The sequence below is a fragment of the Acidisoma sp. S159 genome, from assembly GCF_009766125.1.
GTDB lineage: Bacteria > Pseudomonadota > Alphaproteobacteria > Acetobacterales > Acetobacteraceae > Acidisoma.
In genome coordinates this window covers 359,030-375,314 of sequence record NZ_LMUG01000008.1, presented here as the reverse complement: position 1 = coordinate 375,314, position 16,285 = coordinate 359,030, and the positions used below count along the sequence as shown (strand labels likewise).

At 63.0% G+C, this 16,285-nt stretch carries 13 protein-coding genes and 1 tRNA gene; 7 read left to right on the top strand and 7 right to left on the bottom strand.

Going from position 1 to position 16,285, the window contains the following annotated elements; all coding sequences use genetic code 11:
* Positions 1-11: 11 nt before the first annotated feature.
* From GSQ92_RS05035 to GSQ92_RS05025, 3 genes are read right to left on the bottom strand one after another with little or no spacing between them, the layout of a single operon-like run.
* Positions 12-1,109: a glycosyltransferase gene (locus tag GSQ92_RS05035; protein ID WP_158802318.1), complete on the bottom strand. Its 1,098-nt coding sequence runs from the start codon at positions 1,107-1,109 to the stop codon at positions 12-14.
* Complete coding sequence (locus GSQ92_RS05030) at positions 1,106-2,482, bottom strand: ATP-binding protein (protein WP_254065557.1); 1,377 nt, start codon at positions 2,480-2,482, stop codon at positions 1,106-1,108. The genes GSQ92_RS05035 and GSQ92_RS05030 overlap by 4 nt, the downstream gene beginning before the upstream one ends.
* A gap of 10 nt (positions 2,483-2,492) precedes the next feature.
* Positions 2,493-3,218, bottom strand: coding sequence for a response regulator (locus GSQ92_RS05025; RefSeq protein WP_158802316.1), 726 nt, complete (start codon positions 3,216-3,218; stop codon positions 2,493-2,495).
* 135 nt (positions 3,219-3,353) lie between these two features.
* Between GSQ92_RS05025 and GSQ92_RS05020 the strand changes: the two genes are divergently transcribed.
* Together GSQ92_RS05020 and GSQ92_RS05015 are read left to right on the top strand one after the other, a co-directional pair.
* A complete protein-coding gene (locus GSQ92_RS05020) occupies positions 3,354-3,923 on the top strand; it encodes a hypothetical protein (RefSeq protein WP_158802315.1) in 570 nt (189 codons plus the stop codon).
* Between the two features lie 286 nt (positions 3,924-4,209).
* The gene (locus tag GSQ92_RS05015) at positions 4,210-7,179 is read left to right on the top strand and encodes a glycosyltransferase family 2 protein (protein WP_158802314.1); all 2,970 of its coding nucleotides are present in this window, start codon (positions 4,210-4,212) and stop codon (positions 7,177-7,179) included.
* Between the two features lie 135 nt (positions 7,180-7,314).
* On the opposite strand, the gene GSQ92_RS05010 is transcribed toward GSQ92_RS05015, so the two are convergent.
* Positions 7,315-8,304, bottom strand: a complete 990-nt coding sequence (locus tag GSQ92_RS05010) for a YihY/virulence factor BrkB family protein (RefSeq protein ID WP_158802313.1) — start codon at positions 8,302-8,304, stop codon at positions 7,315-7,317.
* 245 nt (positions 8,305-8,549) lie between these two features.
* On the opposite strand from GSQ92_RS05010, the gene GSQ92_RS05005 reads away from it, so the two are divergent.
* The 3 genes from GSQ92_RS05005 to GSQ92_RS04995 all read left to right on the top strand — a co-directional run bounded on the left by GSQ92_RS05005 (position 8,550) and on the right by GSQ92_RS04995 (position 11,844).
* Complete coding sequence (locus GSQ92_RS05005; protein WP_158802425.1) at positions 8,550-9,683, top strand: type III PLP-dependent enzyme; 1,134 nt, start codon at positions 8,550-8,552, stop codon at positions 9,681-9,683.
* A 300-nt stretch (positions 9,684-9,983) separates the two neighbouring features.
* Positions 9,984-11,156, top strand: coding sequence for a tetratricopeptide repeat protein (locus GSQ92_RS05000; RefSeq protein WP_158802312.1), 1,173 nt, complete (start codon positions 9,984-9,986; stop codon positions 11,154-11,156).
* Between the two features lie 55 nt (positions 11,157-11,211).
* On the top strand, positions 11,212-11,844 hold the full coding sequence (locus GSQ92_RS04995; protein WP_216856745.1) for a class I SAM-dependent methyltransferase: 633 nt from the start codon (positions 11,212-11,214) through the stop codon (positions 11,842-11,844).
* A gap of 217 nt (positions 11,845-12,061) precedes the next feature.
* Here GSQ92_RS04995 and GSQ92_RS04990 read toward each other — a convergent pair whose 3' ends face one another.
* Complete coding sequence (locus tag GSQ92_RS04990) at positions 12,062-13,192, bottom strand: hypothetical protein (protein WP_158802311.1); 1,131 nt, start codon at positions 13,190-13,192, stop codon at positions 12,062-12,064.
* Between the two features lie 98 nt (positions 13,193-13,290).
* On the opposite strand from GSQ92_RS04990, the gene GSQ92_RS04985 reads away from it, so the two are divergent.
* Positions 13,291-13,881, top strand: a complete 591-nt coding sequence (locus tag GSQ92_RS04985; RefSeq protein ID WP_158802310.1) for a hypothetical protein — start codon at positions 13,291-13,293, stop codon at positions 13,879-13,881.
* A 39-nt stretch (positions 13,882-13,920) separates the two neighbouring features.
* On the opposite strand, the gene GSQ92_RS04980 is transcribed toward GSQ92_RS04985, so the two are convergent.
* Both GSQ92_RS04980 and GSQ92_RS04975 read right to left on the bottom strand, forming a co-directional pair.
* Positions 13,921-13,995: transfer RNA gene (locus tag GSQ92_RS04980), tRNA-Thr, on the bottom strand.
* 136 nt (positions 13,996-14,131) lie between these two features.
* Positions 14,132-15,079 carry an alpha/beta fold hydrolase gene (locus GSQ92_RS04975; RefSeq protein ID WP_159013101.1) on the bottom strand — a complete coding sequence of 316 codons (948 nt, stop codon included), beginning with the start codon at positions 15,077-15,079 and terminating at the stop codon, positions 14,132-14,134.
* Positions 15,080-15,301: 222 nt separating this feature from the next.
* Here GSQ92_RS04975 and GSQ92_RS04970 point away from each other — a divergent pair, with 222 nt between their 5' ends.
* Complete coding sequence (locus GSQ92_RS04970) at positions 15,302-15,727, top strand: cupin domain-containing protein (RefSeq protein ID WP_158802308.1); 426 nt, start codon at positions 15,302-15,304, stop codon at positions 15,725-15,727.
* Positions 15,728-16,285 lie beyond the last annotated feature (558 nt).

Here is a 16,285-nt window from a genome sequence, read left to right as displayed (position 1 = left end):
GCTCTCGCCGCTCACGCGAGCGAAAGCAACGTCTCCTCTAAGGCCGCCGACTGCCGCCGCGCATCCAGATGTTGCACGACAAACCGCCGCGCCGCCGTGCCGAGCACCGCGAGGGTGTGCGGTTCGGCCAATAGGTGTGCGATTGCCTCCGCCAGCGCCGCCGGATCACGCGCCGGAACGATCTCGCCCGTCTCACCCGGCCGCACGACGCCCTCAACACCAGCCTCGTCGCTCGCGAGAACCGGCAGACCCAGCGCCATCGCCTCCACTGCGACGCTCGGTAAACCCTCAGCGTCGCCGCCGCTCGCGCGTAGGCTTGGCGCAACCAGAACCCTCGCCCGGCGCATCAAACGCGCGACCTCCTCGGAGGGCTGCCAGCCAACGAAGCTCAAGCGCGCCAACCCCTCGGCCTCGCGGCGTCGCACCGCCGCTTCCGGTCCGTCACCAACAATGACCGCCGCCGGCTCCTGCCCCTTCGCCCGCAGGAGGTGAAGTGCCGCGATCAAGGTCCCGAGCCCCTTTTTCTCCACGAACCGGCCAACGAACAGCACGCCGTCGCGCGGCTCCTCCGGTTGAGGCTCAGGGATCTCTGTGCCGACCGGCAGGAGTACCAGCTTCTCACGCGGGAAGCCTCGCTCGATCAGCCGGACTCGCACGCTTTCCGACACACAAACGAACAACCGCGTCTGCGCGATCAACCGCGGCAGCCGGCGAGCGAAAACTCCCGGCGGGAAGCGGCGGTAATGGGTGTTCTTATGTGCGTCCCCACCATGGAAAGTGACGACAAGTGGGATCCCAAGCGCCTGCACGATCGGCAAAGCCAGGGCGCCCCCGCGCCCAAACTGTGCATGCAGTGCCATCGGCTTCAACGCTTCGAGGGCCGCCAGGTCCGGCACTAACCCGGCCTCCTTGAAGGCAAGCCGCCGCAAGCCACCGAGCGGGCCTTCACCCCCCAGCCGCCGCGCATCCAAGCCGCTCGAAAATTCGGTCAGGCGGCGGCCGATCCAAATGGGATGGAGCCTCGTAAAGCCGCAATACTGGCGGCGCATGAAACCGGTTTCGGAGGCTGGCAGGATGACGTCGCGATAGACCAGAACCGAGCGGCTCATGCCGGCAGGGTGACTGTAACCCGTGCGCCGCCCTCCGCCCGGTTGGCCAGCACAAGGTCGCCACCATGGGCGCGGCTGATGTCTCTTGCGATCGTCAGCCCGAGGCCGACGCCGCCAGTCTCGCGATTGCGGCTCGTTTCCAGCCTTTGGAAAGGCTGCATCACCCGCTCCATGTCATCGAGCGGGATCCCAGGGCCCGTATCCAGAACCTCGACGCGCAGCATATCGCTGCCTTCCTTCGGCAGGAGCAGCCGGACCTTCGCGCTGTCGCCGTATTTCAGAGCATTGGAGACGAGATTGGTGAGGACCCGCTTGAAAGAACGCCCGCGCAACTGGGCGGTCAGATGGTCCGGCCCTTCGTAACTCAGCCGGTCGATCGTTTCGGGCGCCGCGTCACCCGCCTCGTCGAGCACGGTGCGGATAAGTTCGGGAAGATCGACCGGCGAGAGCGGTTCGGCGGAACTCGCATTGCGCCCGAAGGTGAGGGTGGCGGAGACCATGGCCTCCATCTCGTCCAGGTCATTCAGCATCTTCGCGCGCTGCTCGTCGTCTTCCATGAACTCGGCGCGCAACCGCATGCGGGTGATCGGTGTCCGCAGGTCGTGACCGATGGCCGTCAGCAGCAACGTCCGGTCCTCGATGAAGCGGCGGATGCGGCTCGCCATCGTGTTGAAGGCGGCAGCGGCGGCCGCGACCTCGAGCGGTCCATCCTCGGGCAAAGGCGGGGCATTGACATCGCGCCCCAGGCGCTCGGCGGCTTCGGCGAGGGTACGAACCGGAGCGGTCAGGCGGCGAACGGCCCAGATTGTCAACAGCGCCGCGAGCACGGTCATCACGAGGAAGGCGGCGAGGAAGGCCGGCCCTTGCAGCGCATCAGGGCGCGGCAATGGGCTCGAGACGATCAGCCAGTCTGTGCCATGCGGCATTTGCAGCGCGGTGATCTGCAACCGATGGTCCGGATCCGCCATGAGCTGGATCCGCCGTGGCCGGAACTCGGGGGGCAACGGGAAGCCGGCGATATTGACCAGCACGCTGCGGCGGAGCGACGGGGGCGCCGGGAAGGCACTCTTGGACTTCGTGTCCGGAGTGGGCGCCACGAGGGCTGCGAAGTTGCGCGGCAGCACCAGCTTCGCCAGCCGGGTCTGGCGGGCCTCAGCGGGCACATCCACCAGGTCCCGATAGATCGTCATGATCCGCAGGGTCTGGCCGCGCAGCTCGGCGGCACGGACGAACTCGTTCCGGTCGAGCGTATGGATGCCGAGGCCCAGGCACTGCACGACGACAAGGCCGAGGATCACGACAAGCGCTGTCCGCGCCGCGAGGCTGCGGGGCCAGAGACGTAGGGAGCGGCGGGCGTTGGTCTGCGCGGTCACCAGCAGATGGTTACAGCCGGTCCACCGTCGTCGCCAAGACATAGCCGCCCCCACGCACCGTCTTGATGATCTGCCCGCCACGTCCTTGGTCGTCGAGCTTGCGGCGCAACCGGCTGATGGCGACGTCGATGGCGCGATCGAAGGGCCCCGCCTGCCGCCCACGCAGCAGGTCGAGCAGCATGTCGCGGGTGAGCACGCGGTTGGCGCGATCCAGCATTGCGATGAGGAGATCGTATTCGCCGCCGGTCAGCGGCACCTCGACGCCATCCGGGTTCAGCAGCCGACGCCGCGATGGCTCCAAAGTCCATCCCGCGAATGTCACGGGGCGCGCGACGCGCTCCCCTGGCGCCGGCGATTCGCCGCTGTCGTGCGCGCGGCGCATCACGGCGCGGATCCGGGCCATGAGTTCGCGCGGGTTGAATGGCTTGGCGATATAGTCGTCAGCCCCCAGCTCCAGGCCGATGATGCGGTCGGTCTCCTCGCCCATCGCGCTGAGGACGACGATCGGCACGTCCTCCTGGTCACGCAGCCAGCGGGCCAGATCGAGGCCGTTCTCGCCGGGGAGCATGAGGTCGAGCACGACAAGGTGAAAGGCGCCGCGGGTCCAGGCCCGCCGGGCCTCCCGCGAGTCTCTGACCGCAGTGATCCTAAAGCCGCTCTTCTCAAGAAAGCGTGTCAACAGATCGCGAATTTCGCGATCGTCGTCCACGACTAATAGATGCGGGCGAGTCTCCATGACTTGCAGGTATAGGTCGGCGGCTTAAGGATTGGCAGTAGCTGGCGTGCACTGTTGCAATTTGTCGCGTTCAGGACCGAAAGCCGACACCGAGCGGCGCCAGCTTTGCCTGGTCGATAGACAAAGGAGCCCTTCATGGGACGTTTCGGGACTGCGCTCATTATTACCCTCGCGCTGGGCGGCGCGACACTGGAAGGCTACTCCGCTCGCGCTCAGTCGTCCGAGCCAGCCGCGCCGGCGGCAGCCGCCGCACCCACCGTGCCACAAGCGCGGCTGGGCTCGCCCTCCGGCACACCGGTCGGCATGCTTCTTGCCGATGCCGGCGCGCCTGGCCAAGATGCACCGCCGCCCCCGCCTGCTCCGGGTGGTCCCGCGAGCTGGGTCGGTCCCGGCGGTCCCGGCGGTCCCGGCATGGGGCCGGGGGGCATGCGGCCGCCGATGCGCGGCCTCATCCAACGTATCCATCATGAGATCGTGACCTGGGGTCTGATCTACCCGCAACGCGACAAGCACCTCAGCGTCGCTGACGTACAGATCCTTGCTCAGGCGATCCTGCTCTCCAAAGGCAATCACGACTGGAAGGTGACGGATGTCGCCGGCCAGGCCGACGGCACCATCGCCTTCGCCTATGCCACGAGCGATGGCGGGGTCATCGCGCGTTTCGCCATCGATCCCCATAGCGGCCGCATCAACCGCATCGGCTGACGCTGCACGCTGCCACCGACGCTCTTCTCAACCCGTTCGGGCAGGGAAGAGCGTCACCTGGCCCCCGAGTCGCGGCTTGCCCAGCTTCCGGTGGTGCGCCTTGCCTAGCGCCGAGCCGGTCTTTGATCCCAGGCCCTTATCCGCCTCATCCATTTCTCTGGCAAAATTATCTTCCTAGTCCAGCAGCTTGGCTAAGCCGCCAGGCGTGCGCCGTCGCGGCGGCGAAGGGAGAGGTTGCGCAATCGCCTGCGGGCGAGGGATAGACGGGTTCCGACGGAGGTCGCGCTTGCCGCCAACACCGCTTTCCCCGGGCCTCGCCACGCGCGAAAAGCCCATCGACGCGCCAGTCGTGCAAAGCGCGGCCGAGTGCCTGACGCTGACATGGCCTCCCGAGACGAGGCTGCCCCCACGCATGCTGGCTCTGCTGGATGGGCAGCCCGTCGCAACTCTGTCCCCGCAGCGCGCGGGCGCGGAGATGCGCATCCCGGTCGCCGGAGAGAAGCTGCCCGGTTTCCTCAACTTTCGCGATGCCGCTACGGGTGCGCCCTTGCTCGCGGAGCCCCTGCGGCTCGCATCGATCATCGCCCCTCGGGTCGAGCGGGCCGTCGTTGTCGCCGGTGGCAATCTGTCGCTGGAGGTCTCTCTGGCAAGCCGCCTGCTGTCCCGGCTCCAAATTCGCGGCATGACGGACGACAATGTTCTAGCCGTGGACGGCATCGCTCGGTCCGAAGCCGCGCCGGGCGATCAAGGCAGGGCGCTTTACCGCGTCGTGCTCCCGCTGCGGAGTTTTGCGTCGGTTCCCGGCGGTGCCGCGGTAACTCTGGAAATCGGCGGCTGGCGGATCGATCCCGCCATCACCATCGGCAAACAGCACGTCAACCTCGTCGGCTATGTCGAGCATGCCTCGCAGGAAGCGCTCACCGGTTGGGCCGCCGATCTCAATGACCCCGACCGACGATTGCAAATCGCGGCTCAGGTGGGTGATCGCGTCCTCGCGACGGTCACGGCGGACCACCCGCGCCCAGACCTCGCGAGCATCGGCGTCGCGGCAACGCATTGTGGCTTCCATTTCCCGACGGGCGCCTTCGGCAGCGTCACCGACGGGGAAGAAATCTCAATCGTTCTGGCGGACACAGGAATCAACCTGGTCAATAGTCCGCTCAGGATTAGCGTCTCGGCCACGATCCGCGGCCTCTTCGACACGATCGATGGCGATAGTGCCTGCGGCTGGGTGACGGACCTCTCGCAACCCGACGTGCCCTGCATGGTCGAGGCGCTTTGTGAGAACCGCGTCGTCGGTCGCGCGACCGCCAATGGCCTGCGGCGCGATGTGTTGGAAGCGGGCTGGCCAACCGAGCGCTGCGGCTTCCGAATCATCTTCAGCGAGCCCCTGCACAGTCTCCTCGGCAAGGACATCCGCGTTCGCGTCGAGGGCACGCCGACATTCCTGAACGGCGGCCCGCTGCAACCCCGTCTCAACCCGAACGAGGCAACCTATCTCGCACCGGATCGCGGCATCGCGCCTGCCGCGCTCGCCCGGCTGCGCAAGCTCGTCGCGCGCCGCACCGAGGGCGGTGGCGTCAGCCTCGTCATGCCCATCCACAACACTAAGCGCGAGTGGCTCATCGAGGCACTGCGTAGTGTCTGCACACAATGGTGCGAGCGCTGGGAATTGATCTGCGTCGATGACGCCTCGACCGAGCCGCAAGTTGCCTTCGTGCTCAACTGGTTCGCGCTAACCGAGCCCCGCATCCGCGTCATCAGCTCGCCACGCAACCTTGGCGTCGCTGGCGCCACCAACCTCGGCATCGCGGCTGCCACGCTGCCGTTCGTCGCGCTGATGGACCACGACGACGTGCTGGAACCTGACGCGGTCTATCAACTCGTCATGACGGCGAAGCAGACCGACGCAGACCTGATCTACAGCGACGAGGCGATCACCGGCGAGGACTCCGCGAGAGTTTTGGCCGTGCGTGCCCGGCCCGCCTTTAGCCACGACTACTATCTGTCGCATCCCTATTTCGTGCATCTCGTCGCGGTGCGGCGCGAAGTGGCGCAGCGCGTCGGTTTCGACGACTCGCTGCGGATCTCGGCCGATGTCGATTTCGTCCTGCGAGTGATCGAGGAATCCAGCGCCGTCGCCCATGTGCCGCGCGTGCTGTATCGCTGGCGCACCCATGGCGGCAGCACCGGGCATGGTAAGCGCGACGAGGTGATGGCAGCTACCACCGCGGCGATCCAGCGCCATCTCGACCGCATTCAACCGACCGCGATCGCCAGCGCCGCGCCCGAATTCAACCAGTTCGAGGTCGCCTGGCTGGATCCTGGCGGGCTGGTGCTCATCGTGATCCCGACCAAGGACGGCGTCGATGTGCTGCGCCAATGCGTCGAATCGATCGAGCGCACGGTTCCGGTAGAGGCTTACCGGCTCGTGGTGATCGACCACCAGTCCAAGGAGCCGCGCGCCAAGCGCTACCTGGCACAGCTCGCCGAGCGGCACATCGTCATGCCCTACAAAGGCGCCTTCAACTACGCCGCCATGAACAACCTCGCGGTGCGGACGCACGGCAAAGGCGCGGCCTTCGTGCTGCTTCTGAACAACGACGTGGAGGCGATCGACTCGGGTTGGCTGCAACGGCTGCGGTCGATCGCCGCACGACCGGAGGTCGGCGCCGTTGGCGCCCTTCTCATGTATCCGGACAAGCGCGTCCAGCATGCAGGGGTTGTGGTCGGCATCAATGGCCTCGCCGACCACGCCCTGCGCTTCGATGACGTCTGGGAAGGGGAGGGGCAGCGCGCCCTTGGCTACAACGCCTCGCTGACCGCGCTGCGCGATTTCTCAGCCGTTACCGCTGCCTGCATGATGATGCGGACGAGCGTATTCGCCGAGGTTGCCGGCTTCGACGAGACCTTCGCCGTCGGTTTCAACGACACCGACCTCTGCCTGCGCATCGGCCGCGCGGGCTACAAGATTCTCTATGATGGCCGCACCATCCTCTACCACCATGAATCCGTGACGCGCATCGCGCGCTCGGCGCTGAAGCACCCGAAGGACGACCAGCGGTTGCGGGACGAGTGGAACACACTGCTGCGCGAGGGGGATCCGTACTACAATCCGGCGCTGGAACTCGTCGGCCGGGACCACCGCCTCCGCGAAGGCCGCTGCGGTCCAATAATGCCGCGCGTGGTGCGGCTGAAATCGCAGGCCGCTGCGGAGCCGCCAAAGGCCAAGCCACGGCGGAAGATCAAGGCGTAAAAGGCCAACTGGCGGTGACTCTGGCCCATTACCGTCATGCTCGGCCTTCGCCGAGGATGACGGTTGGGAGTCGCTCCCAACACCTGGAGGTAAACCCGCCGGTTTCCGGGGGCCTCCCTCTCGTCCGACGCGCCGCTACTCCCTGCGCTCCAGCGCCTTCTTCGCTTTGCCTGGCGCCAGCCGCGCCATCGCCGCCTCGATGCGCGCATCCGTCTCCGCGCTTCTCTCCGCCGCACGTCTCTGGCGACGCTTTTCCGGCGCGCGGACCTGGGCGATCTGCGCGTTGAGTTCCGCGCCGAATAGCACCGCATAAGCGCTCACATAGAACCACATCATGACGCCGACCGCCGCGCCGAGCGGTCCATAGGTCGCGCTATAGCTCGCGATGTTGCTGACGTAGAAGGAGAACAGCACCGACACGAGCAGCCACAGCACCGCCGCCGTGAAGGCGCCCGGCAAAACCGGCCCGACCCCATCGGGATGCGGCGCCGGCCCGATGCGGTAGAACAGCACCAGGATCAGCAGCACGAACACGAATAGCCCCGCGATGCCGCAAAGATGCGCGAGCTGGGCGGTATATTTGGATAGGCCCAGAGCCGAGAACGCGGTGGGTAAGCCCACCAGCACGCCAATCCCCGCCACCGCCGCCAGAACCGCGCCGAAGGTCATCACCAGCGCGAGCGCCTGGAAGTGCAGCATGCCGCGCGTCTCCTTGCGGCGATAGGCGAAATTCAGCGCCCAGATCAGTGATTTAGTGCCCGAGGCCGCCGACCAGAAGGCGATCAGGAAACTGATCACAAGGCTCGCGCTCAGCGTGCCGCTGCGGTTGCTCACAAGCTCGTGCACGCGGTCCGATAATAGCTGGTAGGCCGCCCCCGGCATGATCTGCTTGAGATAGGCAAGCTGCGGTTCCACCGTCACCGGGTCGAAGGCCATGCCGTAGATCGAGATCAGCATGGTCACCGCAGGGAATAGCGCGAGCGTCGCATAGAAGGCGCAGCCGGCGGCGTTGAGGGACATGTAGTCCGAGATCATCGCGACCGCCGTCCGCCGGATCACCCGGCCGCGCGGAGTCTTCAGCTGTCCCTCGATCTCGCGCCGCAGCGCGCCATTCACGATCGGCATCCACTATCCCCGCCCGGCGCCGAGCCATCGCATGCCCTTCGCGCGACTGGTGTGAAGATTCGAGCCTTGCGACGCAAGATCAAGCCGTCTATCTCCCCGACCACGCAGCCACGCACGTGCCTCTGGCCCCTCAGGTCACGCAACGACGTCAAGCGTTCTGGCAAAGCGACGCTAGTTCGTTCGACCGTTTCGCAACCTCGCCCGCCGCCTTTACCCGGCGGGCGCAAAGCACAGGGGCCTTGGCGATGACGCCCAAGATCGTCCGTTTTATCCGTTCCGAGCAGCCGGCAACCCCTTGCCTGGTGCTGGACGTCGATCGGGTCGAGCATAACTACCGCGCGATTCGCGCCGCCGTTCCCCCTGCGGGCGTCTACTACGCCATGAAGGCCAATCCGGCACGCCCGATCCTCGAGCGGCTGGCCGCCCTCGGCTGCGGCTTCGACGCCGCGGGGATTGAGGAGATCGAGGCCTGCCTCGCCGCCGGCGCGCTCCCCGGCGTCATCAGCTTCGGCCATACCGTGAAGAAGACGTCGAGCATCCTCCGGGCGCATCGCCTGGGCATCTCCCTCTTTGCCTTCGACTCGGAGGAGGAACTGCGCAAGATCGCCCGCGCCGCGCCCGGCAGCCGGGTCTATTGCCGCCTGATGGTTGCCAATGACGGCGCCGACTGGCCGCTCTCACGCAAATTCGGCACCTCGGCGGAGGAGGCGATCCGCCTGCTGCCGCTGGCCGCGACCCTTGGGCTGGTGCCCTATGGCGTGTCCTTCCACGTCGGCAGCCAGCAGACCGAGCCGCGCGCCTATGCCGACGCCATCGCCGAGGCGGCGTTGGTCTTCGAGACGCTCGCGGCCCAGGGCCTGATCCTCGGCTTCCTCAACCTCGGCGGCGGCCTGCCCGTACGTTACCGTGAGGAGGTGCCCGGCCTCGACCGCTTTGGCGAGACGATCATGCAGGCGCTCGCCCGCCACTTCGGCCATGCGATGCCGGAGATTGGCATCGAGCCGGGGCGCGCGATCGTCGGCGATGCGGGACTGGTCTCAAGCGAGGTGGTGCTGGTGAGCCGGCGCGACCCCGATCCGGGCGCGCCACGCTGGGTCTATCTCGATATCGGCCGTTTCGGCGGCCTGGCCGAGACGGAGGGCGAGGCTATCCGCTACCGCCTGACCACAGAGCACGACGGCAGCGAAACCGGCCGCGCGGTCCTGGCGGGCCCGACCTGTGACGGCGCCGACATCCTGTATGAGAAGGCCGGCTATCATCTGCCGTTGTCGCTCAAGGCCGGCGACCGCCTCCAGATCGAGACGGCGGGCGCCTATGTCTCGACCTACGCCGCCCAATCCTTCAACGGCTTCACCCCGCTGGCGGAATATTATTTGTAAGACGCGCCGGACGCTGCGTCAGAATCCGCGAGCGGTCGGACATCCGCATTGCGTTTGGGGGGCTCGCGTTGGACGACTGCGGACTCTAGCGGCCGTCGCGGGTGGATCTTCGTTGCATTTTCAGCAAAGCAATCTGTCGCATGCGATAGAAAGATGCTGAGTTGAAATGAATACGATAAAGAAATAAGAAGGGCATCTGCCTTATCGGCGGGGCGGCGTCGGCAATCGCTCGCTACAGGAGCGGTCACCAGAGGCCACCTCGTCAGCGGGACGATAGGCGATGTGGGAGTGCGAACTGCGTTGGGTGCGTCTACGGAATCGGATTACCAACCTATCCTGATAGAGCGTTGCCCTGGCGCATCGAATCTGATTGTTGTTTTTGCATCTTACGAGGGGAGGTGGGATTTCAGGAGCGCACTCGCTGACAAACACGCCCACAAAGTCTTTCTAAAGGATACGACGCGCCGCTGGTATCAGCTAGGAGCCGATGGCTTCGATGGAATAGACCAAGTTGTCGAGTTTCTCCGCGTGACGATCCAAGAACTCGGGGTTCAAAAGGTGTGTACCCTCGGGAGTTCTCTTGGGGGATACGGCTCCCTTATGTTTGGAGATCTTATCGAGGCTGATCACTCGATTGCCTTCGCACCGCAATCTTTTCTTACCGCCGAATTGAGGGCGATGGAACGCGATGACAGATGGAGGCAGGATTTTCTTCGATTTGAACCTGGTAAGTTCGGTGATCTAGGAAAAATACCGAATGTGAGGGCTGGAGAGCGAACAATCATTGTTTCGCAAGGCGTTCCAATTGACATGGTTCACGCCCTTCACCTGTCTGGTTCCCAGAATACTCGAATCCTCGCAATGGAAGCAGGGAGTCACAATCCGGCTCTCTTAATGAAATACAGAGGAACGCTTGACAAGATTCTGAGCGATTTGGTGTTTGAAGAGGAGCCGTCGGACTCTTCCTTTGCCGATTTTGTGGTGCCGGAGATCTCCCTACGACAAGAGATCGACAACTCTCTAGTTGAAATTGTTTCTGACATTATGTCGCAGCTACATAGATCGAAAAGTTTCGAGATTTGGAAAGTTCTGCAAGCGCTGTGTCTGAGGAATGACTGGGCATATGGTCACAACTTGATGGGAAAGTATTATCGAGATCTATCCGAGTTTAGTAAGGCTTCGTCCCACTTCGACCAAGCGATCGCTCTGCGCCCAGAATTCGACGACGCTCTTTTTGAGCGGTCTATGCTGCATATTCGAGATAGAGAGTTCGACGCAGCAGTGTTACTTTTGCAAATTGCCAGAAGAAATGATCCTTATCGAGCGGCCATAAGAGCTCGTTTGGGGCAGGCATTCCTGGGACTAAAGAAACCGGCTGAAGCAATAAGCCAGCTAGAGAGGGCGGTAGCACTTGCTGAGAATTGGGACTTGCCGAGAAAACTTCTCTCTGAAGCCTACCTTCTCCTAAATTAGATCAAAAGCCATCCAGTACGCCCTACCTAAACAAACGAAACTTAGAGGCGTTAGAATGTTGGAAAAAAACGACACAGACTCGGCACGGCGCGACGATTACAGAAAATCAATCATCGGCAAAGCACTGGAGCTGATTCATACCCAAGATTGTCGCGTGCTTCCGAGTCGCTTGCATCTTCTCGATACGTGGAAGCAGAATGCGATAATTGCCGAAATTGGCGTTGCATCAGGCGCTTTTAGTGAGCAAATTTTCGCGAGATGTCAGCCGGCTAAACTACACCTGATTGATCTTTGGGAGGGCGAGCGTTACGAGCGTGGTCTAGTTCACGTGAGGCAACGACTTTCAAGTGAAATCAAGGGTGGCAGAGTAGTAATAAATCAAGGCTACTCTACGAAAAAACTTGCCGAATACCCCGACCAGTTTTTTGACGTGATCTATGTTGACACAGATCACTCGTATAAGCTCACTTTAGCGGAGCTTCGGCTAAGCAAGCAAAAAATTAAAAGTGGCGGAACAATTGCGGGGCACGATTTCTGCGTGGGCAATGTCGTCGCTCCCTACGTATATGGCGTCATACAGGCAGCGTGCGAATTCGCACGCTCCGAAGGATGGACATTCACATACGTCACGCTAGAGCCACACGGCTTTTGGAGCTTCGCCATGCAGGAGATCGAGAGTCGCCGTTAATCGCACTTATACCAATCGGCTAGGACATTGACCGATCCGACGGGCGCTCTTCATGCTCGGCGAAGGGCGCCCCACCAGGGGCCGAGCATACAGGTCTTGCCTTCGCGCCGTGAGTAAGACGTGGATCCTCGGCCTTCGCGGAGGATGACGTTGGTGGGCCGTGCCAACCCCGGTCTGCTTTGCAAAGGTAGTGGCACAAAAACCGATCGCAACGAGTTCACTTCCCCAACTGCGACGGCGCACCCAAGGCCGACACCTTCCGCTCCAGTCTTGGGTCGAAGTGATCGCGGAAACCCTTGCTCCGCCGCACTCTCAGCGCGAGCGCATCGTAGCCGTGATCACCCGAGACGTAAGCGTAGCTGCCGAAGGCCTCCACCAACACACCGTAGAACACCTGTTTGATGCGCCCGCTTCGATCATGCTCTATGCCGATTCGAGTGCTGCCGGTTCCATCGACATCGCCATTCGCCTCGACGCGGGAGGCGAGCCATCCGATCCCCTTCCTCAGCATGCGCAGGATCCCGGCACGGCCCGCCAAGCTATCCGCCACAACCAAGTAGCGCGCGGCGAAGACGAGTCCGGCGGCCTGATAACCCACATCGAACCCACCTTTCTCCGGATCGACCCCATTCGCGCGCTGAGCGAGCACTCCGCGCCGAGCGAATTGCCCCGAGATAGCGAGAAGCCGCGCATCCCCGGTAAGCTTGCCCGCATCGCCGAGCGCCGCGGCATAAAGCCAGAACCGATGAGCGAATTGCCGATCGAAGACCAACTCCCAATCGCTGTCCAAATTATGCGCGCCAATCCACCACGCCGCTTTCGCGACCCCCGGCACGAACTCCCGCTCATGCGATGTGTCGCCGAATTCTCTCGCGAGCAGAAGCGACCGTCCCAAGGCTTCGATGAACAGGGCGGTGCCGAATTCTGGCTGCTTGCCCTCGGGAAAGCTGCCATCCGGCAATTGGTGGCTCATGCCCCAGCGAAAGATCCGCCAGCCTACGGAACACCAATCGGGCCGGTTGTGAACCAGGCCATACTGGATCCAGTCACCGCCATTGGCTTGCATCTCGATCAACAGGTCGGGCCGTTTGCCGGCCTCGAAATCCCCATTGAGTCCGACAGCGCCGCTCGCAATCGGCTTCCCCATGGGGCCGCGCGGATCCATGCTATCGACTAGCGGACTGGCAACCAGCCCCCGCAAGCTAAGAGGAATCAAGGCCTCGGCTATCGCCGGACACAAGCCCGCGCCCTGGGCGAATAGAATGCCGCCGGTCGCGGTCGTCATCTTCAGGAAAAGACGCCGAGCCTCTTGTCGTTTACTATCCGCTGGATATCGGTCGCGGATCATGGGAAGCTCCAGAGGTGGCGAGTTCATCGTAACCTGCGCCATGTCCGAGATGCCACTAACGATAGGCTAACGGCTCCAGTGACACGCGCAGGCCGCAGGTGAACGCCACCCCGGACACCATCGAAATCTTCCAGCATGTTCGCATTGTCTTGGGCATTGTGCTGGGCCTCAGCATCACGCGGCTGCTCACCGGCGTCGCCCGCCTCCTGCAGCATCCCGGCCAATACAAAGCCTATCCAGTACATCTCGGCTGGGTGCTGATGCTGCTGCTGACGCTCGTACATTTCTGGTGGTGGCAGTTCCGGCTGATCGATCTCCAGCACTGGACCTTCGAGATCTACCTCTTCCTCATCGGCTATGCGATTCTGCTTTTTCTACTGTGCACGCTGCTCTTCCCGGACTCGATCAGCGAATATTCCGGCTACGAGGATTTCTTCATCTCGCGCCGAAAATGGTTCTTCGGCATTTTCGCGCTCACGATCCTCTTCGATGTGGTGGACAGCCGAATCAAGGGCTCGGGTCATTTCGCTGTTTTCGCCACGGAATATCTATTCCGTGTTCCGATCTATCTGGCGCTCTGCGCGATCGCGATCTGGACGCCGAACCGGCGCTTCCACCAAATCTTCGTGGCGGGAAGTCTGGTCTACGAAATCTCCTGGATCGCCCGCCTTTTCAACACTTTGAGTTAGGAGGGGAGGGGGAAGGCGCCTCGGCGCTTGCGGAGCCGCTGGTGCCGGGTGCAGGATTTGAACCCGCGACCTTCGGTTTACAAAACCGCTGCACTACCACTGTGCTAACCCGGCCAAAAGCCAGTCGTTTCAGTCGCCTGTCAGACAGCCGTCCTTTGGCGCCGCAGGCTCTGTGAAGCGCCGGGCGGGGGGCGATGAATACTTTGCGGCGCATCCTCCCGCAAGCCCGGTACGGCGTAGCCGCTCATCGTCATTCGGCCAGGCTCGTCTTCCCGGCACGGACCGCGTTGACGACATCGATGACGGCATCCGTTACCAGGCCGGGCTGCTCCTTCTGGATCTCATGGCCGCTCTTCGTGCGCGTGATGTGCCTGGCCCCCGGCACCAGCGCGGCCAGACGATCCTGTGCCTTTTTCTGTGCTGCATCCGTGATGTAGCCGAAATTGGGGGGGATATCCGCCGGCAACGTGCCATTGGCGATCAGCGCCGGGACTTGCGGACCCCAGGGCCGGTCCGCGGACAGCACAATGAGCGGTAGGAGGCTAAGCGGCGGCGCCGCCCGGACCTGATCGAAGCTGAGGTCCGGGTCGATCCTTTCCAGCGCCGGATAGAGCGCCAGGCCCGCCGCTATGTCGCCTTCCATTAGCTTGCGTTGCGTCGCCCATTGCCGCGGTGTCTCCGCCTCCTGAAGCCCTTCGCTGAGCGCATCGACGAGCACAAGGCCGGCGGCATCCCGCGGATAAGTCTGCGCATAGAGCTTGGCGACCAGCCCGCCATAGGAATGCCCTACAAGCACATAGGGCGCCGATTCGTGCGCCGAGCCAAGCAGGGCATGCAAGTCGCGCACGGCGTCCCCCGCCGTCGTCGGCTGCCGCACCGGGTCGCTGCGGCTCGGCTGCTCTCCGACAGGTGTTCCTGGGCGGTCATAGGCGCAAACCCGTGTGACATCGGCGACTGCGGAGAAGACCGTCGGCGCCTTGTCCCGGGTGATGTTCCAATCGCCGGCGGAAGCCTTGAGGCCGCCCACCAGCACAACCGTCGGCGAACCGGTCCCGCGGCATTCCAAATACATCTTGCGACCGCCGCCGACATCGATGAGGCCGGCGAAGTTTCCGGCCGCCTGGGACTGGGCAGCGGCTGCCGCCGTTCCGACAATGGATAGGCCGATGGCGAGCGGGACGAGGAGCGCGTTCGGCATCTGCTGGGTCTCCGCACCTTGTGAGGAATCCAAACCCGATAGGCTATCGTTCTTCCCAACCGGTCAATTGCCTGCGCCGACCGGCGCCCAGCGACCAATGCCCGCCGTGCCGGGTGATGGCTGAACAGGAGTGACCCTTTGCGCTCGGTGTTTTACTCGCCTGAAATCAGGCATTCTGCGCTCAAGGCAAGACCCAACCGAGCCGCGGGCAAAGAGAAAGAGATGTCAGAGATAATTCGCATTGGCGGGCTAGATGTGCGGTTTCTTCAGAGTAAGGAAGACACCGGGGGAAGTCTCGACGTGTTCGAAATGACGGTGCATCCAAATGCTCGCATGCCGGTGCCCCACTATCACGAAAGCTGGGACGAGGTCGCCTGCGGGTTTACGGGCGCGATAACCTTTCGCGTGGCTGATCAGGATGTCGTACTGAATCCGGGCCAATCCATCTTCGTCAAGCGTGGGGTCGTGCACAGCTTCCGAAACGACACGCAGGAGGCCGCGAGTTGCCTCTGCATCCTCACGCCAGGTGTTCTCGGCCCAGCCTATTTTCGCGAAATGGCGACCCTTCTGGCAGGCGGCTCTCCCGACGTTGCGAAGATGAAGGAGACGATGTTGCGCCACGGGCTGATAGCGGTTCCGCCCACATAGTCTCGCGGAATACGTGAGAGGCGCGGTGGCCGGCGCCAACGGATACACCCGCTTGCTATACGTCTCGTCGCCTTCCGGATCGCAGGGAGAGGCGGACAGCCAGTGAGCGACATCTAGTCCTGCCTGCAACCCGCTCGATCGAATCCGTCTATGGCTTCGCGATGTTTGCTGGTAACGGTTTTGTCTTCGGTTTCACATACGATGTCTGGCACTCCTTCGACGCGGCCACGACTTTGCTCGGCGGTTTTTCCTTCTGGAGCATCGTGTTCGGTATAAGACTAAGCAAATAGAAAACGTTTCCATCTTTATGGGTAGATTTGTCCTGCTCTCCCACGCGATGTCCTAGCGGTCGGCAGCCTCCTCCTTTAATCACTTCCAACGAGGTTCCTCCGCTCCGACCATGGGTTGATGCCTGATGGTCTACGGGAAGGAACTTAATTTCGGATTACGAGAGCCCAGGTTGTCGTCTCGATCTCCCGAGGCACACGGATTTGTTACTGCTCATTGCTGCATCGTTTTCAATTCATGCGGCGTTTTCGTAATAACAAGGAAGTATCA